We start from the raw sequence: 20,473 nt of genomic DNA, 5'->3' as shown, positions 1-20,473 counted from the left end.
AGAGCAAAGCTAACGCGAAGGCATTTACATTTCCGTTTAGGCCGCCGCAGAAAACGGCAATCTTCCTAGAAAAGATCAAGCTGACCGGAATTGCCACCGTCTTCTTGCGCCTTTCTGCGGGCGGGACGGGTTTTCGGAGCTTTTTCAGAGACAGCATCGGGCGCCGCCCCGGCGGCCCGCCCGGTCAGCCCCGGATCATCCTGCGCGGCACTGTTGACGCGGGACGATACGGGGATGAACTCCAGATAGTCATCCGCCACCGGCCGCAGCAGGCGGCGCGCTTCCTCCGCCCTCACCTGCCCCGTATCCAGCCAGGCGTCGAAATCCTGTTCGAAAAGAATGGCCGGCATGCGGTCGTGCACGGCCTGCATGGCACGGTTGGCAGGCACGGTCAGCAGGGCGCCGGTGTCGATCTCACCGCCCGACGGATCGGACCATGTGTCCCACAGCCCGGCCACCGCCATCAACCCGCCGCCCGCAGGACGGATGAAGAAGGGCTGCTTCTGCCCGCCTGTCCGCCGCCATTCGTAAAAGCCGTCCATCGGCACGAGGCAGCGGTGATGGCGCATGGCCGCACGGAACGAAGGCTTTTCCGCTGCCGTCTCCGCCCTGGCGTTGACCAGGAGAGTAAAGCTGGCCGGATCTTTCACCCAGCCGGGAATCAATCCCCAGCGCACCAGCGCGAACCGCCGCTGGCCATGCTCATGCCGGACGGTGGCAACCGGCTGGGTGGGGGCGATATTGTAGCGCGGCGGAAAGTCTGGCCGGTCCCGGTAGTCAAACAGCTGCTCCAGCGCTTGCGGGGATGACGTCAGGGTGAAGCGTCCGCACATGAAAATCCTTGCAGTGATCTGATTAGTTCTTTGGCAACAAAGGCAGGTTAGGTTCGGGAGAAGTAGAGTTCAACCGGGGGGATGGCATGACGCAGGAGGATCCAGTGCTGGGCACCGGCGATCTGTCCGCCGAGCGGCTTGTCAAAGCCAATATCAACCCAGCGACTGGCCTTGCAACCGACTATCTGAACCACTTCAACGAAGTGGTGATGCTGCTCGAAATGCTCCCGGCCATGCCGGAATGCGCCGAGGACGTGCTCGCCTGGAGCCCGGCGGACTACGAGACCCATTTTGAGAACTCCAGTTTCTCCGAACGCCAGCTTGCCATTGAGGCCTATCATGCCGCCCCCGTGCGTCTGCGCGCGCATCTGGAAACGCTCGTTTCCGGAATCAATTCGGCGGTGCTGAATTCGCAGGACATGATTCGCAGCGCTGTGTCACCGTCGGAGGTCGCCTTTGAGCTGGCGGAGAAGGCGACAAACGAGATCAAGCCGCTGATCGCCATGGCCAGCGGCGTCATCCACGGCCATATCAGCGCGCAGGATGTCCCCGCCCACGAAGGCTCGGAAGCGCAGGCGGAAATCGACGCCCTGTTTGCCTGAAGCCGGTTTGCCTGAACCATGTCCGGGACGCTCCCTCCTCCTCCACTTGTTCCCGGTGTCAGCATCCTCTGCCACAGGAATGGGGACGTTCTGATCATCCGGCGGGGCAAGGCGCCCTATGCAGGATACTGGAGCCTGCCGGGCGGCAAGCTGGAGGCTGGTGAGACTCCTCTGCAGGCGGCACAGCGCGAACTTCTGGAGGAAACCGGCGTCACCGCAGAGCTGGGAGAGCCGGCCGGAACGCTCACCATCGACAGCCGGGACGAAAGCGGGGCGATTCGTGCCCGGTTTCATCTGACCATCTTCATGGGCGCACATGTCTCAGGCGAACCCATCGCGGGCGATGATGCGGCAGAGGCCTGCTTCAAGCCCCTCTCCGCGCTCGGCAGCCTTGAAATGACGCCAGGCACTGCCGAACGCATCCGGAAACTGATGGCCTGTTGACGGGGCAACCGCGGCCTTGCACCGCCGGTCCTTGCAGCCCATTATCCTGCCGGACAGGTAGGGACCCAATGGACTCCAGCACACACACCAGCGCCCGGCGCCGCATGACCACAAGAGCACTTGCCGGCCTTGCAGCGGCTGTCCTGATGCTCGCGGCTTTGCCGGTTCGCGCGCAGGATCCCCTGTCCGAAGCCCCTTATGAACGCCAGTTGCTCCGCCTGTCGGAAATCCTCGGCGCTCTGCATTTCCTGCGCCCCCTGTGCGGACGCGATGATGCGCCAAGCTGGCGGGAGCGGATGGAAGACCTGCTGGCAGCCGAAATGCAGGGGGAAGTGCGCAAGCGCCGCCACATCGAGCGCTTCAACCTCGGCTATCGCGGATTTTCTTCGGTGTATCAAAGCTGTACGCCCGCTGCACGGGCTGCCATGAACGCCTATGTCCAGGAAGGCGAGAAGCTGAGCCGCGATGTTGCGGCCCGTTATGCGCGCTAGCCGCGCTCCGTTACCAAAGGCTTAACCCTCCACGTATAATTTGTGGGTGGACGTTAAGAAGGCCTTCACACTCGCTTCCCGCGTAGTCTTCCCATGGTAAGGTCTTCGCAGATTCGGGGAACGGCACCGACTCATCCGAAGCGAAAGCGGCAAAGACCTAAGGGACAGCATGACCAACGACGAATTCAGCGAGATGTCTGCGGACGTCCAATACCTTGAAGACGACGATATTCGCCGTGCTGCGCTTGGTTTCATTCAGGATGCATGGTCCGAGGCGATTGCCTGCGGCGTTGATACGGATGCTGTTGCCCACGCAGCCATGTTTACTGCGCTTGCCGATCTTGTTTCCACTTACGGCGAAGATGCAGTTGCCAAGCTGGCAGAAGGCCTGCCGGAGCGTATTCTGCGCGGTGACTATTCGGTCAATCGCGTCCTTCAGTGACGCCGGCGAACGGCGGAGCGCGAGACACGGCCCCTGCGCTCCCCCAATGATCTTTTTTGATCCTCTGATCAGCCTTTTCCAGCCCGTTACGCTCAGAATACGCCCAGCAGGCTGACAAGGATTCCGGCCGCAAAGAGAATCAGCACGGCACCGGCGGCCCGGTTCACCATTTCAAGCCAGCGGTCTGTAAAGCGATCACGCAGCGCGCTTGCCCCTCCGGCCACGACGGCCCACCACAGGCAAGCCCCCGCCGCCACACCGCAGATCATGCTCAGTGCATCCAGATGCCTGCCCGGCTGCGGAGCCCAGTCGCCAAGACTGCCGAAGATCGCCAGAAACCCCAGGATCGCACCCGGATTGGTGATTGTCATGACAAAGGCAGCCAGGGCATCACGCAGCAGGGTGTGATCGAATTTGCTCTTTTGCGTATCCATGTGCGGATGGCTGCGCAGCACCGCAATGCCAAATACGACCAGAACGCTCGCCCCCACCAGCTTGATGGCCGTCTCGTGCAGTTCGACGAACTCGGCCACAACCGAAATGCCGAAAAGTGCGGCGGCGGCGAACAGCGTGTCTGCCGCAACGGCCCCAAGACCGACGAGAAAACCAGACCGGAAGCCCCGGTGAAGGGCCCTTCGCAGCGCCATGATGTTCACGGGCCCGACGGGAGCGCTGGTCATCACGCCAATTGCCAGTCCAAGCAGTGCATATGAAAGCGATGGCGTCATGCAGGAAAACTCTGGCAAAAATGGCACATGTGCCTGCGGTTTAACGAAAGGAGGACAGGATGCCAAGCGTGCAGGCTCTTTTGAATGGCCTTTCCGCTGCGGCTGCGTATAGTCGTTGAAAATCTTCCCGGCTGAGTCTGACCATGCTGCGCAACTGCATTGCCACCCTCTGTTTTGCACTCCTGCTGCTTCCGGCTGCGGAAGCTGCGACCGTGAGAACCGAGACGATCCTGGTCACCCCGCCGGAGCAGAATGCCTCCGGCAACCCGGCCATTCCGCCGGAAGATCTCTTGCCCCCAATCCCCGATGAGGCCGGCGCGGATGATGCGGGCGGCCCCATGGATGAGGCTGATCCGGCCGAGGGCATCGAAAGCCCGGAGGAAGGCCAGTCTTCTGAAGTCTCTCCGCAGAACCTGCTCCCTGTCCCTGAGGTGCATTACGGACCGGAGGGCCTGCCGGCGCCTGTCGCCCGCATGCGGGACCAGTTGATGGAAGCGGCCCGCAGCGGCGACGTCGAGCGCATGCGCATGGTGCTGGAAGGCAACGAGATGATGCCGACCCTGTCCCTGGCGGAAATCGGTGACCCGATCGAGTTCCTGAAGCACAGTTCCGGCGATGGGCAGGGCCAGGAAATCCTGGCGATCCTTCTGGACGTGATGGAAGCGGGCTGGGTGCATGTGGACGCCGGAACCCCGCAGGAAATGTACATCTGGCCCTATTTCGCCCGCTACCCCTTCGACAAGCTGACACCGGAGCAGAAGGTGGAGATGTACCGTATTGTCACCGCCGCCGATTTCGCGGAAATGGACGCTTACGGCGCCTGGCTGTTCTACCGTGTCGGCATTGGTCCGGACGGCACGCTGCATTATTTCGTCGCAGGCGAATGAAACCAGCTCCCGGTGAGTTCCAAGTATCGGGAGTTGGACAAGCCACGGCGGCCGTTCAAACGCGGGTGACTTCCGCCCAGACCGAATAACCGCGATAGAGCGAACCGGCCTCAAAGCGCGCCTTGTGCTGCCCGGCAAGAGCTTCCACGGCGCCGGACAGATCCGCCCGTGGCGTGACGTGGAACTTCGCCAGCCAGGCATGCAGCAGGCGGCGGAAGAGGCCCGGCAGACGCTCCTGCTGGCCGAAATCCACCACCGACAGCTGCCCGCCCGGCGCCAGCGCCGCAAAGCCTGCTGCCATCGCCTCGCGCCAGGGCGGGATCATCGACAGGGTGTAGGACATGAACACCCGGTCGAAGCTGTCCCGGCCAAACAGGGCTTCTGCGTCAAAAGCCGAAGCATCGCCGCAGGCGAGCCGGATACGGTCCTCCAGCCCGGCGCGGCGGATATTCGCTTCTGCCGTTGCCAGCATCTCGCGCGAAATGTCGAGGCCGTAGAAGCGGGCATCGGGATAGAGCCGCGCCGCCTCGATCAGGTTGCGGCCCGTGCCGCAGCCCAGTTCCAGTACGGAACCACCTGCAGGCGGCGCCAGCCGGGCGATCAGCCGGTCGCGGCCCAAGAGGTAATATTTGCGCGTCAGGTCATAGATGTGCCGCTGGTTGCGGTACACGCTGTCCATCAGCGCAGCGGAAGCGCCAGAGGGGGCGCCGCTCTGGCTGCGGGGTTCATCCATTGAAGACATAGAGATGGAACCCGCCATAGATGGAGGAACGGTCGCGGCGGCCCAGCTCAAGGCTCTTCTCCGCCTCATAGGTCCAGCGGTCCAGAATGGCATCGTGCACGCGGCCCGGCAGGAGCGTCGGCTCTGCGGCGGTGCGGAAGATGACGCGGGCGCCGGGGCGGGCGGTGCGGGTGATCTGGGTCCACAGAGCGTTCAGCTGCTCGTCGGTCATCCAGTCCTGCGCATCCAGCAGGACATAGGCGTCGAGTGTGGCCGGAACTTCGCCTTCCAGATGTTCGGTGAAGCTGCGGTTGACCACCTCGACGCGGGAGGCCCGCTCGCGGATGGCATCGAAATGCTCGCGCTTCAGATAGGGCGGCAGCGGACCGGAGGCACCCGTGCTCTCATCCCCGCCCTGCGGCGCGTAGCCCCGGTTGAAGGCCTGCCAGGCGAAATAGTTGTCCGAGAGCGAGAAATCACAGGCAAGCTTCTGCAGCCGCTGCTTCAGCACATCGGACATGTCGCCCGTGGGGCTGGCAGAAACCAGCGCCTCATACTGGGCGGGCGGAATGCCGAGGCCGTAGAGCGACATCTTCTTGGAGGTTGCCCAGCGCACCAGCCGCTTGTCGAAGAGAGGCGCCAGCGCCGTCTCGAAATAGCTGCGCTGCTCATCCAGCGTGCGGGCGCGGACGAAATGCTTCGGGTCGATGCCGTAGAGGCGGGCGACGAAATGGCCCACGCCGATGAAATAGCCCAGCAGACCGTGGTGATAGAGATCCCGCGAGAACAGGGTGATGCGGCGGCGGCCTAGCCCGCTGATGCCCCGGCCTTCCCAATAGCTGCGGGTTTCCCCGTCCAGCTTGTCACGCAGGAAACGCTCGTAGGCGGCGATGTTCGCCTTCTCGTCCGCTTCGCCGAAGAAGCGATAGAAACTGTCATGGTTCGGCAGGTGCTGAGCTGCAGCGAGCTTCAGACGGCCCAGCGCCACATGGGCGCGGTTGAGATCCACCGCCGTGATCGCCGCCGGATCGGCCGTCAGATAGGACATGACGTTGCAGCCACCGGAGGCGATGGTGACCATGCGCGAATGCGGCTTGAGCTGCAGCGCCTCCAGATCCACATCCGGGTCTTCCCAGATCTGCGGATAGACCAGCCCCTTGAAGGCGAAGGTGAACATGCGCTCCAGAAAGCCCTCGCGGGACGTGGCGCTGGACCGGTGGACGGCCTTCTTCAGTCTGGCTTTCGATGCTTCAAGCGTGCTCACCGGCATTGTTCGCTCCCTCAGGGACTGCCCACCGGCGATTCTTCCGCCGGATAAGAACCTGAGGGGGAGCGATACTGCAGACACGCGACAGAGACATGACGGCGGGGACAGCCTTTAAGCTGCTCTGCCAGATCAGTTCGTTGTCGTCACCACGAAGTCGGTGCCAAGGCCGGTGTTGCGCAGGAACGACCGGTCCGTGACGATGAGCGAGGAGCCCGGCGTCAGCATGGCGCCAACCTCCTTGCGCACAGTGGCGGGCATGTCGATCCGGTCGAGGATGCGCGCCGGCGTCATGCCTTCGGCCTCTTCCGCCACCACGGCCATCCAGCCGGTTTCGCTGTCTCCGGGCTTGAAGCCCAGCGCCGTGAAGATGACGGTGCCGATGGGCGCCTTCGGGTCCTTCAGGGTGACGCCTGCCTGATAGATGTCCTTGAACTTCGCCCGGATGCGCAGTTCCGCGTTCAGCGGCAGATCCTCGCCCGCCTCGCGGTAGACCCGCTTCAACAGGCTGAGGCTGTAATTGCCGGTGACCGGCAGCTCGTAGCCTTCCTGGAACAGACGGATTGCATCCCGCGTCTTGCGGCCCATGACCCCATCGACGGGGCCCGCCTCGAAGCCGAGCCGGTTCAGCATGGCCTGCAGGTCGTGGATTTCCCGGCCCGAGGGGCGGGGCAGGATGATCATGCGCAGCGGCGTACCGAAATCGGCCGCAGCAGCGCCCTGCGCCGGTGTCTGAGGCTCGATGGAGCCGGTGACGATCGATCCCGTGCCGCTGTCCGTCATGATGGAACCGCGCAGCCCCTGCCCTTCCGGCAGGATGGCCTCATCCAGGCTCGCCACCGCCGTGCCCGGCTGATAGGGCTGCGGCAAGGCAGAATGGGCAATCGCGGCAGGCAAGGCTTCACCATCGGTGATCACCACATGCATGCCGTGCCGGGTCATGGTGAAGAGGTCCTGCGCAAAGCGCATGGGCATGCGCACACAGCCGTGCGAGGCCGGATAGCCGGGCAGCTTGCCCTCATGCAGGGCGATGCCGGACCAGGTCAGCCGCTGCATATAGGGCATCGGCGCGTTGTCATAGAGATTGGAAAAGTGCTTGCGGCGCTTTTCGAGAATGGAGAACACGCCCGTCGGCGTCCTGTGCCCGGTCTTGCCGGAGGAAACCGGCGTGGAGGTGACAAGCTCCAGCCCGCGATAGACCTTGAGGTTCTGCTCGCGCAAGGACACGACGATCTGCATCGGATGCTCGGGATCGCTGATCTCAACGGCCCCCTGCAGCGTTTCCGCTGCACCGGCGGTCATGCTGGCTTCGGCAGGTTTCGCCAGCCCCGCGATCTGCTTCAGCCCGGCCGGGCCTTCGGCTCTCGCCTGCGGAACTGCGAAATGCATCATGGCAAGAGCACAGCCCGTCATCAGCGCCACGCGCCAGATGCGCTCGCGCATCGCTCCGCCGTCCACCAATCCTGTTGCCGTCTCCATCACCATGCGAGCCTCATCTACGCCATACCCGTCAGCCCGCACTCACCTTACCCACGCTCCGTGTACTTAGGGTTAGGGAACAGGGTTACCGAAGTGTGCGAATTTGACCGGTTCCGGTCATAGAAGCTTAACCCTGAACCCGCTGTGGCGCCCGTCACATTTTCGCCGGATTTGAGGGAGGCAGGGGGACGCGAACGGCGCGGCCGCAGGCTTCTATGCATCAACCGCCCGAAGTGATGCACCTGGTTCGCGGCTGAACGTCTCCGCCCCCCTCCCCCTCGTGGGGAGGGGTAAGGGGTGGGGGCTCTGAGCCGAAAACGACATGAAAAACAGTCAGATACCTGAAAAAGCATCAGGAGGAGCAGCTGTGTGAAATTTATGAATACTCTGCCAGCCGGAAAGGCCCTTCCCCCCACCCCTAACCCCTCCCCACCAGGGGGAGGGGGGCTGAAACGCCGTGCCGTAAAGGCCAGACCGCCGCCCCGCCCTGCCAGCCAGACAGTTCGGGCTACTTCCTTCACCCCTGCGGCTGGAGGGCGTCCTGGAAGTGGACGGTTTCGCCCTGCGAGGGGGTGGTCAGTTCGCCCTGCCACATCACCTTGTGGCCGCGCACGAAGGTGCCGACGGGCCAGCCGGTGACTTCCACGCCGTCATAGGGCGTCCAGCCCACGCGGGAGGCGATCCACTCGTTGCGGATGGTTTCCTTGCGCTTCATGTCGACGATGGTGAAATCGGCGTCATAGCCAACGGCAATGCGGCCCTTGCGCGCCATGTTGAACAGGCGGGCGGGGCCGGCGCTGGTCATGTCGACAAAACGCTCCAGCGTCAGCCGCCCGGCATTGACGTGATCGAGCATCGTCGGCACCAGCGTCTGCACGCCCGTCATGCCGGAATGGGAGCCCGGATAGGCGTGGTCCTTTTCCTCGCGGGTGTGCGGGGCATGGTCGGAGCCGAGAATATCGGCGACACCCTGATTGACGCCCCACCACAGGCGCTTCTGATGCGATAGATCACGCACCGGCGGGTTCATCTGGGTATAGGTACCCAGCCGCTCGTAGCAGTCCGGGGCAAACAGCGTCAGGTGATGCGGCGTGACTTCCGTGCTGGCCACATCGCGGTGGTCCGCCAGATATTCCATCTCGTCGCCGGTGGAAATATGCAGCACATGCACCCGCTTGCCGAGGCGGCGGGCGAGCGTCACGAGGCGCTGGGTGGCCAGCAGCGTCGCCGTTTCATCGCGCCAGACCGGGTGCGAGCGGGGATCACCCGGCACGCGCAGGTTCATCCGGTCGCGCAGGCGCATTTCGTCCTCGCAGTGGAACGAGGCGCGGCGGGTGATCTTCTTCAGGATCTTCGCCAGGTTCTCGTCATCCTCCACCAGCAGGTTGCCGGTGGACGAACCGATGAAGACCTTGATGCCGGCTGCGCCCGGCAGCTTTTCCAGCATCGAAATTTCTTCGATGTTTTCCGCCGTGCCGCCGACGAAGAAGGCAAAGTCGCAGTGCATGCGGTGATGGCCGGCCGAGACCTTTGCCGCCAGCGTTTCGGCCGTGGTGGTGTTGGGATTGGTGTTCGGCATCTCGAACACCGCCGTCACACCGCCCATGACGGCGGCGCGGGAGCCGGTTTCAAGGTCTTCTTTGTGGGTGAGGCCCGGCTCGCGGAAATGCACCTGCGTGTCGACGACGCCCGGCAGAATGGTCAGGCCCTTGCAGTCGATGACTTCCGCCGCTGTCTCGCTGCGCAGATCACCGATGGCGGAAACGCGCCCGCCGCGCACGGCCACATCGCGGATGGCCGTGCCGTCCTGATTGACGACCGTGGCGCCGGTGAGAATGAGATCATGGGCAGCAGACATTGATGACTCCTCTTCCATCTTCGGCGCGGGCCTTGGCGCACGGCTTTTTCTGGCGCGCTTATACGATTGGCAGGGCGCACGGGTCCACAGGCTTTTCGGGAAAGAGCCTGCCCGGCAATGCCGCGCCTTGCCGCCGGGCAGGCGCGGGGCTATCTCAACGGGAGAGATATACGCAGTTTCACTGGAGGCCTTCATGTCCGCTGCCCGTTTTGCCCTTCTGCCTGACCGTGGCCTGGTGCGGGTGAGCGGGCCGGAAGCCACGCATTTCCTGCAGAACCTGCTGACCCGCGACGTGGAAGGCCTGACCACGGGCGAAGCAGCCTTTGCCGCCTTGCTGACACCGCAGGGCAAGATCCTGTTCGATTTTCTGGTGCTGAAGGATGCGGACGGCTTCCTGCTCGATACGCCGGCCTCGCAGGTGGCAGCGCTTGTGAAGCGGCTCGGCTTCTACCGGCTTCGCGCCAAGGTGACGCTGGAGGATTGCTCCGCCACCCATGAGGTGGCGGTGGTTTTCGGCGGTGCCCTGCCTGCTATGCCACTGGCACCGGCGGTGCTGGCCGCAGCCGACCCGCGCCTTGCTGAACTGGGCCTGCGGGTTGCCGGGCCGAAGGGGCTGGCGAACGTTCTGGAAGACCTCGGCTTGCAGGCGGCAGAGCCCGCAGACTGGCATGCCCACCGCATCGGCCTTGGCGTGCCGGAGGCGGAAAGCGACTTTGCCTATGGCGAGATCTTCCCCCATGACGCGGACATGGACCAGCTGAACGGCGTCTCCTTCCGCAAGGGCTGCTACGTGGGGCAGGAGATCGTCTCGCGCATGGAGCACCGCTCCACCGCCCGCAAGCGCTTCGTCAGGGTGGAAGCGGCAGAGGCCCTGCCCACCATGGGCAGCCCGGTTCTTGCCGGGGAACAGGAGGTGGGCACGCTTGGATCCTCCTCAGGCGGCCGGGGACTGGCGCTGCTGCGGCTTGACAAGGTGAAGGCGGCCCTCGACAAGGGCGTCCAGCTGACCGCTGCCGGAACGGCGCTTGATGTGACGCTGCCCGGCTGGGCGCGTTTCACCTGGCCCGAAAGCGGCAACGGCGCAGGCATAGACAGCGCCTGAGCAGCCCTTCAACCCTTTCGCCGCACCGGCCCAAGACTGACGGGCCCCAGACTGACCGGCCCCAGACTGACGGAGCATCCATGGCTGCCGACCGCCCCGAACTTCCGCCCCGCGCCTGGCAGCGCATGCTTTCCGGCCGCAGGCTCGACCTGCTGGACCCTTCGCCGCTGGATGTGGAGCTGTCCGACATTGCCCACGGCCTTGCCCGTGTCGCCCGCTGGAACGGCCAGACGCACGGCGATCACGCCTTTTCCGTCGCCCAGCACAGCCTCGTGGTGGAAGACATCGCCCTGCAGCTGAAGCCGGACCTGACGCCGCAGTGGCGGCTGGCCGTGCTTTTGCACGATGCGCCGGAATATGTGATTGGCGACATGATCTCCCCCTTCAAGGCGGTGATGGGCGGCGACTACAAGCTGGTGGAAGGCCGTCTGCAGGAAGCCATCCACAGGCGTTTCGGCCTGCCGGGCAAGCTGCCGGAGGCTGTCAAGAAACTGGCGAAGAAGGCCGATATCATCTGCGCTTACTTCGAGGCGGTGGAACTGGCAGGATTCGGCGATGAGGAGGCAGGCAAGATCTTCGGACGGCCCAAGGGCTTCGGCTCCGGCCCGGCCAGCGCTCCGCGCCTTGGCCTTGAACCGATGCCCGCAGCTGCCGCCCAGATTGCCTTCACCGAACGCTTCGAGGCCATAGCCGCCCTTGCCGCAAACACGCCGCAGAAGGCCGCGCGCGGGCGGTGACGCAGGGGTGTAAAAAGGTTACTCTCCAAAGACACAGTTTCAGGATGACCGATTGATGCTTTACGTGTCTTCTCTTTCCCGCCTCAAGGAAACGGTGGAGCGGACGGGCGCCACCCGCATGGTCAGCCTGATCAATGCCGGCACGCCGGTGGAACGGCCCCAGTCCATTGCGGTGGCCAATCACCTGTTCCTTGGCTTCAACGACATCGTGGACCCGGTGGAAGGCCTCGTGCCCCCCGGCGAGGTGCATGTGAGCTCGCTTCTGGGCTTCGTGCAGGACTGGGACAAGGCCGCCCCGCTGGTCATCCATTGCTGGGCGGGAATCAGCCGGTCCACGGCGGGCGCCTTCATCACCGCCTGTGCGCTGACGCCGGATGCGGATGAGGCGGAGCTTGCCTCGGTTCTGCGTGCCCGTGCGCCCTCCGCCACGCCCAATGCAAGGCTGGTGGCGATTGCCGACCGCATGCTTGCCCGCGACGGGCGCATGATCGAGGCGATCCGGGCCATTGGCCGCGGGGCAGATGCCTTCGAGGGCACGCCCTTCGAAATGCCTCTGGCCTGAAGGAGCGGGCGCGGATGAACCAGACCACGGCAACCATCGAAATCGGTCTCAACGCCGTGATCGTGGCCGTGCGCGAGGGCGTGCCGCAGGTCGTCACCTTTGCCGGTGGCGGAGAGGATGAGGCGGAGGCTGAGGGCCTGCCCTTCGGCCCTTTCGATCCGCTGCATCACCGCACCTTTGAAAGCGGGTTGCGCACCTGGGTGGAGGAACAGACCGCGCTCACCATCGGCTACGTGGAACAGCTGTACACCTTCGGCGACCGGGGCCGCCACATGACCAGCGGCGACAGTGGCCCGCATGTGGTCTCCGTCGGCTATCTCGCCCTCACCCGCAAGAGCGCGGACAGCGAGGATGTGCTGTCGCAGCATCATTCGTCCTGGCGGTCCTGGTATGACTATTTCCCCTGGGAAGACTGGCGCGACGGGCGCCCTGCAATGCTCGACCGCGATCTTCTGCCCGCGCTGCACGCTGCCTCCGGCCGCATGCCGCCGGAAGCGCCACACAGCGGCCTTGGCCGGGCCGAGCGCATCCGCCTTGCCTTTGGCGAGGATGAAGGCAGCTGGGACGAAGAGCGCGCGCTTGACCGCTATGAGCTGATCTATGGCGCCGGGCTTGTGCAGGAGGCCCTGCGTGACGGGCGGCCCGAGGCGCTGGCCTGCCCGGATCTGCCGAAATTCGGCCGCCCCATGCGTTTCGATCACCGCCGGGTGCTGGCCACCGCCCTCTCGCGCCTGCGCGGCAAGCTGAAATACCGCCCGGTGATCTTCGAGCTGATGCCCGACACCTTCACCCTCACCGAATTGCAGCAGACGGTGGAAGCGATCTTCGGGCGGCACCTGCACAAGCAGAACTTCCGCCGCCTCGTGGAAAACGCCGAACTGGTGGAGCCCACCGGCGCCACCTCCACCGCCACCGGCGGCCGCCCCGCCGCCCTCTTCCGCTTCCGCCGCGAAATCCTGAAAGAACGCCCCGCCCCGGGGCTCAGGGTTGGCGGGCGATGAGATAAGTCCAGACAGCGGCACATCCTCTCAAACGTCTTCCCGGACGCAGCGAAGCGGAGATCCGGGACCGGTGAGCCGAGGCCTATCTATTTGTAAAACCAGTCAACTTGCACCCCGGCTCTCCGATCCCGGATCGCGCAGGCGCGCCCGGGATGACGATGGAGAGGTAGAGGTGCAGATCACTCACTCCGCCGCAGCGAGGCGGGCGACGGGTTGTTCGCGGATCGGCCAGTGGACGATGGCCGCGAGAAGGCCGAGGGCGATGCCGAGCCACCAGACCGCATCATAGGAACCCAACTCGTCATAGAGCTTGCCGCCCAGCCAGACACCGAGGAAAGACCCGATCTGGTGCGACAGGAAGACGAAACCGAAAAGCGTTGCCATGTAACGCGGGCCGAACATGACCGCCACAAGGCCGGACGTGGGCGGCACGGTGGACAGCCACAGAAAGCCCATGGCCGCCGAGAAGATCAGCACCGAGGCCGGTGAGGCCGGGGCCATGAGGAACAGGGTGATGGCCACCGCACGGGCAAAATAGATCAGCGACAGGAAATGCGGCTTGGAATGGCGTGTGCCGATATAGCCCGACGCCAGCGATCCAAAGACATTGCACAGGCCGATGAGGGCGATGGCATAGCCGCCCCAGCGTGCCTCAAGTCCAAGGTCGGAGATGTAGGGCGGCAGATGCACAGTGATGAAAGCCACATGGAAGCCGCAGACGAAGAAGCCCAGCGTCAGCAGCAGGTAGCCGCGTGTCTTGAACGCCTCGGCGATGGCCTGGCCGAGGTTCTGGTCAGCGGTGGTGCCGGCATAGGCGGCCGCATCCGGCTTGCCGCGCAGGGCGATGGCGAGCAGCGGGAGAAGCGCCATCAGGCCGGAGAAGGCCAGCAGCGTGTTGTGCCAGCCGATTTCGGCAATCAGCCCCGCACCCAGCGGCGCAAACAGGAACTGGCCCAGCGAACCGGAGGCCGTGCCGACACCAAAGGCGAGCGAGCGTTTTTCCGGCGTCACCGTACGGGCAAAGGCGGCGAGCACCATGGAGAAGCTGGAAAAGGCAATGCCAAGGCCGATCAGCACGCCGCCGGTCATGTGCAGCGCCACTGGCGAGGTGGCGTCCGCCATCAGCCACAGGCCCGAGCCATAGAACACCGCGCCCAGCGCAATCGTCTTCCAGGTGCCGAACCGGTCGGCAAACATGCCCGCCACCGGCTGGCCGATGCCCCACATCAGGTTCTGGATGGCGATGGCCAGCGAGAAGATCTCCCGCGACCAGTCGCGCGCTTCGGTCATGGGCTGAAAGAACATGCCCATGGTCGAGCGCGGCCCGAAGGACAGAAGCGCAATGGCACAGCCGCAGATGATGATCAGCGGAATATTGGCCCTTGCGGGCGCAGATGCGGCGGACATGACCCGGTTTCCCTGTTTCACACACTCCGGGCCGTGTGATGAGCCCCTCGCCCGCTACTATGCGCCTGCGCCTTTGTCACTCAAGTGAATGTTTGTGATGCAGAGATGAGAGCTTCTTATGGGCCGTCTGAACGGGGGCTTTGTTTTGGAACGGCCTCGCCTCCAATCCGCAACCCATTGCCAGCACACAAACAAGCCTCTGGAAAATATCATCTTTTCAAAAATATGACACTTTTCTGCAGAAAGTGTGGATTTGGTCTGCGGGCAAGACTATATAAGCTCAGGAAGAGCAAAAGACGGTGGCAGGCAAGGGGCGGTCAGTCCCGTTTTCTTTTACCGGCCATATGCTCAAAATGAGCATAATAGATCTGAGCTCCAAAGGGAGTACGGCCCTATGGCTACCACGCTGATTTCCTCACGTTCCGCCTGCGAGGTCAGGCCTGCAGCGGAGCTGGCGATTGACCGTCATGGTGCGGTGAACCGTCCGGACCTGGCCTATACGGAAGAGGTGGCGCGCGAAACGGCGCCCATCTACGAGAAGGTCAAGCACATCATCCCCGCCATCGAGTGGCCCGCTCTTGCGCCGACGATCCATGCGATCAACAAGCTCAAGAAGGAGCGCAACGCCGTCATCCTGGCGCATAACTACATGACGCCGGACATCTATCACGGCGTGGCGGATGTGGTGGGCGACAGCCTGCAGCTGGCCATCGAGGCAACGCGCACCAGCGCGGACGTGATCGTCCAGTGCGGCGTGCATTTCATGGCCGAGACCTCCAAGATCCTCAACCCGTCCAAGACAGTGCTGATCCCCGACAGCCGCGCCGGCTGCTCGCTGGCCGAGTCCATCACTGCCGAAGATGTGCGTGCCCTGCGCGAGCGCAATCCCGGCGTGCCGATCATCACCTATGTGAACACCTCTGCCGCCGTGAAGGCCGAGTGCGACATCTGCTGCACCTCGTCCAATGCCGTCGAAGTGGTGGAGAGCCTTGGCGTGGACCGGGTGTTCCTGATCCCGGACAAGTATCTGGCTGCCAATGTCGCCCGCAAGACCAACGTGGAAGTTCTGGTCTGGGATGGCGCCTGCGAAGTGCATGAGCGCTTCACCGCGCAGGAGCTGCGCGACTACCGCAAGATCGATCCGGACGTGAAGATCATTGCCCATCCGGAATGCCCGCCGGAAGTGGTGGATGAGGCAGACTTTGCCGGCTCGACCAAGCACATGATCGACTGGGTGAAGGAAAAGAAGCCCGCCAAGGTGATGATGATCACCGAATGCTCCATGGCGGACAATGTGGCGAGCGAAACGCCGGGCGTGGACTATATCCGCCCCTGCAACCTGTGCCCGCACATGAAGCGCATCACCCTGTCCAAGATCCTCGATGCCCTGATCGAGATGAAGGAAGAAGTCACGGTTGATCCCGCCGTTGCAGGCCTTGCGCGCCGGGCGGTGGAACGTATGATCAACCTGAAGAGCTGACCGGCAAGCCGGCGCGTCACCCTGGCGCGCCGGCCTGTCCTGTTTTCTGACCCGCCCGGACCCTCCCTCCCCCCATCTGTCCGGGTGCGGCCTTGCGGCCGGAGGCGGAGCTGCCTTCCGGCGCCGTTTGGAAAGCCCCTGCGATGGCAATACGTAGCGAAATCCTGGCCCCCTCCCTGTCTGCGCGCGGCGTGGACGATGTGGTGATCCTCGGAGGCGGTCTTGCAGGCCTGTTCTGCGCGCTGAAACTCAGCCCGCGCCCCGTCACCATCATCAGCAATGCGCCGATCGGTGAAGGGGCTTCCTCGGCCTGGGCGCAGGGCGGCATTGCCGCTGCCGTTTCCGACGGGGACACATCCGAAAGCCATCTCGCCGACACGCTGGCCGTGGGCGGCGGCATCTGCCAGGACAAGATCGTTGCCATGATGACGGCGGAAGCGCCGCGCCGGGTGCATGACCTCCTGAGCTACGGTGTGCCCTTCGACAAGGATCTGGAGGGCCGCCTGCAGGTCTCGCGCGAGGCCGCCCATTCCCAGAGCCGCGTGGTGCGGGTGCGCGGCGACATGGCCGGACGCGCCATCATGGATGCGCTGGTGACGGCAGTGCGCAACACGCCGTCCATCCGCGTTATCGAAGGGTATCTCGGCGAAAGTCTCATTACCGAAGGCCGCTATGTCACGGGTGTGATGGCCCGCCGCCGCGGCGGGCTGGAGCGCCTCGCCTTCCAGGCACCGGCCGTTGTTCTGGCGTCCGGCGGCATCGGTCATCTCTATTCCGTCACCACCAATCCGGGCGAGGCCAATGGCCACGGCCTCGGCATGGCAGCCCGCGCCGGGGCCGTTCTGGCGGATGCGGAGTTCGTGCAGTTCCACCCGACGGCACTGGACCTTGGCCGTGATCCGGCACCGCTGGCCACCGAAGCCCTGCGCGGCGAAGGCGCGATCCTTGTGAATGCCGCCGGTGAGCGCTTCATGCAGAAGGTGCATCCGCTGGCCGAACTGGCCCCGCGTGACATCGTCGCCCGCGCCGTCTTCCGCGAGCGGGCCGCCGGGCGCGGCGTGTTCCTCGATTGCCGCGAGGCGATCGGCGCAGGCTTTGCCGAGCACTTCCCCACCGTTTACGCCACCTGCATTGCCGCGGGCATCGACCCGGTGACGCAGCCGATCCCGATTGCCCCGGCCGAGCATTATCACATGGGCGGCGTGCTGACGGACGCGAACGGGCGCACCTCGCTGGACGGCCTGTGGGCGGCGGGCGAAGTCGCCTCCACCGGTGCCCATGGCGCCAACCGGCTGGCCTCCAACTCGCTGCTGGAAGCCGTGGTCTTTGCCGCGCGCATCGCCGAGGACATTCAGGGCCTGATGCCGACCCCGCGCACCGCCTATTGGGAAGAGCTGGACGATGAACCCGGCCTGCCCAGCCAGCGCAACCACGATGAGCGTACCGCCATCTCCATCCTGCGCCAGACCATGAATGATCTGGTGGGCGTGGAGCGGGATGCGGACGGGCTGCAGACCGCCCTCGCCCGCATTGCGGCCGCCGAGTTGCGGGTGCAGCGCACCTCCATCCGCAACATGATGATTGCGGGCAAGATCGTGGCCGCAGCCGCTTTCCTGCGCAAGGAAAGCCGGGGCGCGCATTACCGCTCCGACTTCCCGCAGGCCGATCCGGCACAGGCCAAGCGCAGCTTCCTGACCCTGGATCAGGTGAACGCAGCCGCAGCAGGCGCCAGCGAGGCGGTGAAGGATCCGCTGTCTGCCTTTGACCTCGCCAACATGGCGGGAGAAGGCGCATGACCGCCTTCCTGCCCGAACTGCCGCATCTGATGGTGGAAGACGCCGTGCGCGCTGCCCTGCTGGAAGACTGGGGCCGCGCCGGGGATATCACCTCACAGGCCACCATCGGCCCGGATGTATCGGCAAGCGCCGTCATCGCCACGCGCAAGAACGGCGTGCTGGCGGGCATCGACCTTGCCATCACCGCCTTTGCCCTCACCTCGCCAAAGCTCAAGGTGGACGTGCTGGTCCGCGACGGCGCAAGGCTGACGCCGGGCGCCATCGTCGCCCGCATCGATGGCCCGGCACGGGCGTTGCTGGCTGCGGAACGCGTGGCGCTGAATTATCTGGGCCGCCTCTCCGGCATCGCCACGGCAACAGCCCGCTTTGCCGATGCGATTGCACATACGAAAGCGAAGATCGTCTGCACCCGCAAGACGACACCGGGCCTGCGCGCCTTCGAAAAATATGCCGTGCGCTGCGGCGGCGGCTCCAACCACCGCTTCGGCCTCGATGATGCGATCCTGATCAAGGACAATCACATCGCCGTTGCAGGGGGCGTCGCCAAAGCCATCCACTCGGCCAAGGCCTTTGCCGGGCATCTGGTGAAGATCGAGGTGGAAGTGGACACGCTGGACCAGCTGCGCGAGGCGCTGGAGGCAAAGCCCGACGTCATCATGCTGGACAACATGGGCCCGGACCGCCTGCGCGAGGCCGTCGCCATCGCCGGCGGCAAGGTGCTGCTGGAAGCTTCGGGCGGCATCGACGAGACCACCGTGCGCGCCGTGGCCGAGGCTGGCGTCGACCTCATCTCCTCCGGCTGGATCACCCACTCCGCCCCGGTTCTCGATCTGGGGCTCGATATCGGCATCGGGTGATTGGGCGGAACCAGTGCCTTGACCTCTCCATCGTCATCCCGGACGCGCCCCGCGCGATCCGGGACCGGCGAGCCGGAGTGTCAATTGGTTCAGGACGTTATAGAACAGGTAAACCTCGGCTCACCGGTCCCGGATCTCCGCTTCGCTGCGTCCGGGACGACGACGGAGGGGCAGTTCTCCTGCCCCTCACATTTCCTGATCAGCCTCAGTTCCAGCCGCCAGCCTTGGTCTTGTAGAAGATGTGCAGGCCGATCTGGCCGCGCTTGTTCATTTCACCGGCCCAGCGCGGCTTCACGTAGGTGGCGTGATAGTGCGTGGAGGCATCCACCATCTTCAGATATTGCTGGCCCGAGACCACTTCCTTGGCAAGGCGCTGCGCCTTGGTCCAGGCGGCCTGCGAGGTGATCCGGTCCGGAATGCCGTCACAGGCGAAGGAGAACTGGCACTGGTTGCGCCTGTTCTGGTTCTGATAGACCACTTCGCAGATGGAGTTCGGATAGGCCGGGTTCTTCACCCGGTTCAGCACCACCTGAGCCACCGCGACCTGCCCCTCCTCGGATTCGCCCCGTGCCTCGAAGTAGATCGCCTCGGCCATGCAGCGCTGTTCCTTGGGTTCCACAACAGACAGCGGCAACGGCTTCTGCGCCCACCAATGCGGGTTCTGCGGATCTTCCGGCGGCGGCAGGTCCACTTCATACTGCGGACCGAACAGAGCCGTAAACGGATCGCGGGACGTATCGGCCGCTTCCGGCGCATAGGCTGACACCAGCGAGAAGCCGGCTGCAGCCGCGTTGCGCGCCATCATCATGCGCTGCAGATCCATCGGCTCGCCCGCTTCCTCCGTGCCCTTGCTGCGGCCGCCCTTCGGCTGCTTGGCGGCGCTGGCAAACTGATTGCGCTGATCGGCCGTCAGCGGCTCGGGCTTGACGAAGGCAACGCGCGGCATGTCGGCCTGACCGCCGTTTCCAATGAGGCTGGCCATGGCATAGACCGAGCCGGAGGCCTGCTCCAGCATTTCCCGGTCCGGCGCCATGGACATGAAACGGTCGCCCTTGCCGGTGCGGTTGATCCGGATCTCATCCGGCACTTCCGTCGGCAGCGTCTCGCGCACCAGAGGCTCAAGCCCCTTGATCACGGTGTTCTGCATGCCCTGCGGTGCCGATACAGTGACGCCTTCCAGCGTCAGCTCCGGCGCCGGCAGGGGCGTTGCCTGTGCCAGTGTCAAAGTGGGAGGCAGCTGCGAGCTGAAATCGACGGTCTCCAGCGCCTGCATCCAGGACGGCATGCCGCCTGCTGACATCAGTGCACTGATATCCTGCTGGCCGATGGAGCCGGTGAGACCGATGAACGCGAGGGGGGCGGCGGCCAGCGCGTGACGGAGCTTGAAGCGCCGGCGCGGACGGATGGGCTTGCCGCAGAGATAAACGGGGCCGAACATACGCAACGCAACTCCAACCTTCCGCGCCTTTACAGGGCCGCGAACGCAACAGGGGACATCCCATCAAGACTTGACCTTGAGTTTGTCCTGTTAACCTTGAGAAGGAGTTAATGCCGCGAAATTTCCAGCCTGCCCCTGCGTTATTTTTTCTTGCGGACGCTGGACATGGTTAAGGCGTTGAATGATTTGCACAGCAAAGCCCCCACCTGCCGCCATACGCCCATGCACCGGCGCTATAACCAGCACTGAGTCACCCCGGCCAAGCGTAGCGCGAGCCGGGGACTACTCGTTTGCAGAGAAGGGCGATTGCCCGGAGCCTGGCGGCAGGCTCTCGCCCGATGCAA

Annotated in this window: 20 protein-coding genes; 12 read left to right on the top strand and 8 right to left on the bottom strand. The window is 64.4% G+C overall.

Translation table 11 applies throughout. The features are described from left to right. Nucleotides 1–65 precede the first annotated feature (65 nt). The gene (locus AC0CMF_RS07820; RefSeq protein WP_374631262.1) at nucleotides 66–833 is read right to left on the bottom strand and encodes an SOS response-associated peptidase; all 768 of its coding nucleotides are present in this window, start codon (nucleotides 831–833) and stop codon (nucleotides 66–68) included. Nucleotides 834–919: 86 nt separating this feature from the next. On the opposite strand from AC0CMF_RS07820, the gene AC0CMF_RS07815 reads away from it, so the two are divergent. The 4 genes from AC0CMF_RS07815 (at nucleotide 920) to AC0CMF_RS07800 (ending at nucleotide 2,812) form a co-directional block, all read left to right on the top strand. Then, a complete protein-coding gene (locus AC0CMF_RS07815; protein WP_058897773.1) occupies nucleotides 920–1,435 on the top strand; it encodes a hypothetical protein in 516 nt (171 codons plus the stop codon). A gap of 18 nt (nucleotides 1,436–1,453) precedes the next feature. Continuing rightward, the gene (locus AC0CMF_RS07810) at nucleotides 1,454–1,879 is read left to right on the top strand and encodes an NUDIX hydrolase (protein WP_050471914.1); all 426 of its coding nucleotides are present in this window, start codon (nucleotides 1,454–1,456) and stop codon (nucleotides 1,877–1,879) included. A gap of 68 nt (nucleotides 1,880–1,947) precedes the next feature. Beyond that, on the top strand, nucleotides 1,948–2,370 hold the full coding sequence (locus tag AC0CMF_RS07805) for a TIGR02301 family protein (protein WP_374631265.1): 423 nt from the start codon (nucleotides 1,948–1,950) through the stop codon (nucleotides 2,368–2,370). Nucleotides 2,371–2,539: 169 nt separating this feature from the next. Further along, the gene (locus tag AC0CMF_RS07800) at nucleotides 2,540–2,812 is read left to right on the top strand and encodes a hypothetical protein (RefSeq protein ID WP_050471916.1); all 273 of its coding nucleotides are present in this window, start codon (nucleotides 2,540–2,542) and stop codon (nucleotides 2,810–2,812) included. Nucleotides 2,813–2,904: 92 nt separating this feature from the next. On the opposite strand, the gene AC0CMF_RS07795 is transcribed toward AC0CMF_RS07800, so the two are convergent. Next, the gene (locus AC0CMF_RS07795) at nucleotides 2,905–3,492 is read right to left on the bottom strand and encodes a LysE family translocator (protein WP_208977287.1); all 588 of its coding nucleotides are present in this window, start codon (nucleotides 3,490–3,492) and stop codon (nucleotides 2,905–2,907) included. 260 nt (nucleotides 3,493–3,752) lie between these two features. Between AC0CMF_RS07795 and AC0CMF_RS07790 the strand changes: the two genes are divergently transcribed. Beyond that, a complete protein-coding gene (locus tag AC0CMF_RS07790; protein WP_208999551.1) occupies nucleotides 3,753–4,427 on the top strand; it encodes a hypothetical protein in 675 nt (224 codons plus the stop codon). Between the two features lie 55 nt (nucleotides 4,428–4,482). Here AC0CMF_RS07790 and AC0CMF_RS07785 read toward each other — a convergent pair whose 3' ends face one another. From AC0CMF_RS07785 to AC0CMF_RS07770, 4 genes are all read right to left on the bottom strand, one after another. Further along, nucleotides 4,483–5,160: a class I SAM-dependent methyltransferase gene (locus AC0CMF_RS07785; RefSeq protein ID WP_374631268.1), complete on the bottom strand. Its 678-nt coding sequence runs from the start codon at nucleotides 5,158–5,160 to the stop codon at nucleotides 4,483–4,485. Then, a complete protein-coding gene (locus AC0CMF_RS07780) occupies nucleotides 5,153–6,418 on the bottom strand; it encodes a BtaA family protein (RefSeq protein WP_050471920.1) in 1,266 nt (421 codons plus the stop codon). Before AC0CMF_RS07780 ends, AC0CMF_RS07785 begins: the two co-directional genes overlap by 8 nt. Nucleotides 6,419–6,544: 126 nt before the next feature. Beyond that, nucleotides 6,545–7,897: a L,D-transpeptidase family protein gene (locus AC0CMF_RS07775; RefSeq protein ID WP_472481417.1), complete on the bottom strand. Its 1,353-nt coding sequence runs from the start codon at nucleotides 7,895–7,897 to the stop codon at nucleotides 6,545–6,547. Nucleotides 7,898–8,408: 511 nt separating this feature from the next. After that, on the bottom strand, nucleotides 8,409–9,749 hold the full coding sequence (locus AC0CMF_RS07770; RefSeq protein WP_472481415.1) for a dihydroorotase: 1,341 nt from the start codon (nucleotides 9,747–9,749) through the stop codon (nucleotides 8,409–8,411). A gap of 193 nt (nucleotides 9,750–9,942) precedes the next feature. Here AC0CMF_RS07770 and ygfZ point away from each other — a divergent pair, with 193 nt between their 5' ends. The 4 genes from ygfZ (at nucleotide 9,943) to AC0CMF_RS07750 (ending at nucleotide 13,151) form a co-directional block, all read left to right on the top strand. Further along, nucleotides 9,943–10,851 (top strand): CAF17-like 4Fe-4S cluster assembly/insertion protein YgfZ, encoded by a 909-nt coding sequence (gene ygfZ, locus AC0CMF_RS07765; RefSeq protein WP_374631408.1) that lies wholly within the window; start codon nucleotides 9,943–9,945, stop codon nucleotides 10,849–10,851. A gap of 80 nt (nucleotides 10,852–10,931) precedes the next feature. After that, complete coding sequence (locus tag AC0CMF_RS07760) at nucleotides 10,932–11,588, top strand: YfbR-like 5'-deoxynucleotidase (protein WP_374631406.1); 657 nt, start codon at nucleotides 10,932–10,934, stop codon at nucleotides 11,586–11,588. A 55-nt stretch (nucleotides 11,589–11,643) separates the two neighbouring features. Then, nucleotides 11,644–12,150: a tyrosine phosphatase family protein gene (locus AC0CMF_RS07755; RefSeq protein WP_374631404.1), complete on the top strand. Its 507-nt coding sequence runs from the start codon at nucleotides 11,644–11,646 to the stop codon at nucleotides 12,148–12,150. A 14-nt stretch (nucleotides 12,151–12,164) separates the two neighbouring features. Continuing rightward, nucleotides 12,165–13,151 (top strand): NUDIX hydrolase, encoded by a 987-nt coding sequence (locus AC0CMF_RS07750; RefSeq protein ID WP_374631403.1) that lies wholly within the window; start codon nucleotides 12,165–12,167, stop codon nucleotides 13,149–13,151. 183 nt (nucleotides 13,152–13,334) lie between these two features. Here the strand turns inward: AC0CMF_RS07750 and AC0CMF_RS07745 are convergent, their stop codons facing one another. Further along, entirely contained in the window at nucleotides 13,335–14,558 is a 1,224-nt protein-coding gene (locus AC0CMF_RS07745) for an MFS transporter (protein ID WP_374631401.1), read from the bottom strand. A 394-nt stretch (nucleotides 14,559–14,952) separates the two neighbouring features. On the opposite strand from AC0CMF_RS07745, the gene nadA reads away from it, so the two are divergent. The 3 genes from nadA to nadC all read left to right on the top strand — a co-directional run bounded on the left by nadA (nucleotide 14,953) and on the right by nadC (nucleotide 18,691). After that, nucleotides 14,953–16,038, top strand: a complete 1,086-nt coding sequence (nadA, locus tag AC0CMF_RS07740; protein WP_141658900.1) for a quinolinate synthase NadA — start codon at nucleotides 14,953–14,955, stop codon at nucleotides 16,036–16,038. A gap of 143 nt (nucleotides 16,039–16,181) precedes the next feature. Continuing rightward, nucleotides 16,182–17,834, top strand: coding sequence for an L-aspartate oxidase (locus AC0CMF_RS07735; protein ID WP_123193683.1), 1,653 nt, complete (start codon nucleotides 16,182–16,184; stop codon nucleotides 17,832–17,834). After that, complete coding sequence (gene nadC / locus AC0CMF_RS07730; protein WP_374631105.1) at nucleotides 17,831–18,691, top strand: carboxylating nicotinate-nucleotide diphosphorylase; 861 nt, start codon at nucleotides 17,831–17,833, stop codon at nucleotides 18,689–18,691. The genes AC0CMF_RS07735 and nadC overlap by 4 nt, the downstream gene beginning before the upstream one ends. Nucleotides 18,692–18,896: 205 nt before the next feature. Here the strand turns inward: nadC and AC0CMF_RS07725 are convergent, their stop codons facing one another. Further along, nucleotides 18,897–20,129, bottom strand: a complete 1,233-nt coding sequence (locus AC0CMF_RS07725) for a cell wall hydrolase (protein WP_058897787.1) — start codon at nucleotides 20,127–20,129, stop codon at nucleotides 18,897–18,899. Nucleotides 20,130–20,473: the final 344 nt, after the last annotated feature.

Source organism: Pannonibacter sp. CBAS1226 (assembly GCF_055685825.1).
Note: the sequence above shows the minus strand (reverse complement) of the source record. Positions and strands in the feature narration are given on the sequence as shown.

What these genes read in the sequence shown, in the direction of transcription:
- AC0CMF_RS07735 (WP_123193683.1), top strand. Translation starts at nt 16,182, where the DNA reads ATGGCAATACGTAGCGAAATCCTGGCCCCCTCCCTGTCTGCGCGCGGC.
- AC0CMF_RS07815 (WP_058897773.1), top strand. Translation starts at nt 920, where the DNA reads ATGACGCAGGAGGATCCAGTGCTGGGCACCGGCGATCTGTCCGCCGAG.
- AC0CMF_RS07745 (WP_374631401.1), bottom strand. Translation starts at nt 14,558, where the DNA reads ATGTCCGCCGCATCTGCGCCCGCAAGGGCCAATATTCCGCTGATCATC.
- ygfZ (WP_374631408.1), top strand. Translation starts at nt 9,943, where the DNA reads ATGTCCGCTGCCCGTTTTGCCCTTCTGCCTGACCGTGGCCTGGTGCGG.
- AC0CMF_RS07775 (WP_472481417.1), bottom strand. Translation starts at nt 7,897, where the DNA reads ATGGTGATGGAGACGGCAACAGGATTGGTGGACGGCGGAGCGATGCGC.
- AC0CMF_RS07820 (WP_374631262.1), bottom strand. Translation starts at nt 833, where the DNA reads ATGTGCGGACGCTTCACCCTGACGTCATCCCCGCAAGCGCTGGAGCAG.
- AC0CMF_RS07795 (WP_208977287.1), bottom strand. Translation starts at nt 3,492, where the DNA reads ATGACCAGCGCTCCCGTCGGGCCCGTGAACATCATGGCGCTGCGAAGG.
- AC0CMF_RS07760 (WP_374631406.1), top strand. Translation starts at nt 10,932, where the DNA reads ATGGCTGCCGACCGCCCCGAACTTCCGCCCCGCGCCTGGCAGCGCATG.
- nadC (WP_374631105.1), top strand. Translation starts at nt 17,831, where the DNA reads ATGACCGCCTTCCTGCCCGAACTGCCGCATCTGATGGTGGAAGACGCC.
- AC0CMF_RS07750 (WP_374631403.1), top strand. Translation starts at nt 12,165, where the DNA reads ATGAACCAGACCACGGCAACCATCGAAATCGGTCTCAACGCCGTGATC.
- nadA (WP_141658900.1), top strand. Translation starts at nt 14,953, where the DNA reads ATGGCTACCACGCTGATTTCCTCACGTTCCGCCTGCGAGGTCAGGCCT.
- AC0CMF_RS07780 (WP_050471920.1), bottom strand. Translation starts at nt 6,418, where the DNA reads ATGCCGGTGAGCACGCTTGAAGCATCGAAAGCCAGACTGAAGAAGGCC.
- AC0CMF_RS07810 (WP_050471914.1), top strand. Translation starts at nt 1,454, where the DNA reads ATGTCCGGGACGCTCCCTCCTCCTCCACTTGTTCCCGGTGTCAGCATC.
- AC0CMF_RS07725 (WP_058897787.1), bottom strand. Translation starts at nt 20,129, where the DNA reads ATGTTCGGCCCCGTTTATCTCTGCGGCAAGCCCATCCGTCCGCGCCGG.
- AC0CMF_RS07755 (WP_374631404.1), top strand. Translation starts at nt 11,644, where the DNA reads ATGCTTTACGTGTCTTCTCTTTCCCGCCTCAAGGAAACGGTGGAGCGG.
- AC0CMF_RS07770 (WP_472481415.1), bottom strand. Translation starts at nt 9,749, where the DNA reads ATGTCTGCTGCCCATGATCTCATTCTCACCGGCGCCACGGTCGTCAAT.
- AC0CMF_RS07785 (WP_374631268.1), bottom strand. Translation starts at nt 5,160, where the DNA reads ATGGATGAACCCCGCAGCCAGAGCGGCGCCCCCTCTGGCGCTTCCGCT.
- AC0CMF_RS07805 (WP_374631265.1), top strand. Translation starts at nt 1,948, where the DNA reads ATGGACTCCAGCACACACACCAGCGCCCGGCGCCGCATGACCACAAGA.
- AC0CMF_RS07800 (WP_050471916.1), top strand. Translation starts at nt 2,540, where the DNA reads ATGACCAACGACGAATTCAGCGAGATGTCTGCGGACGTCCAATACCTT.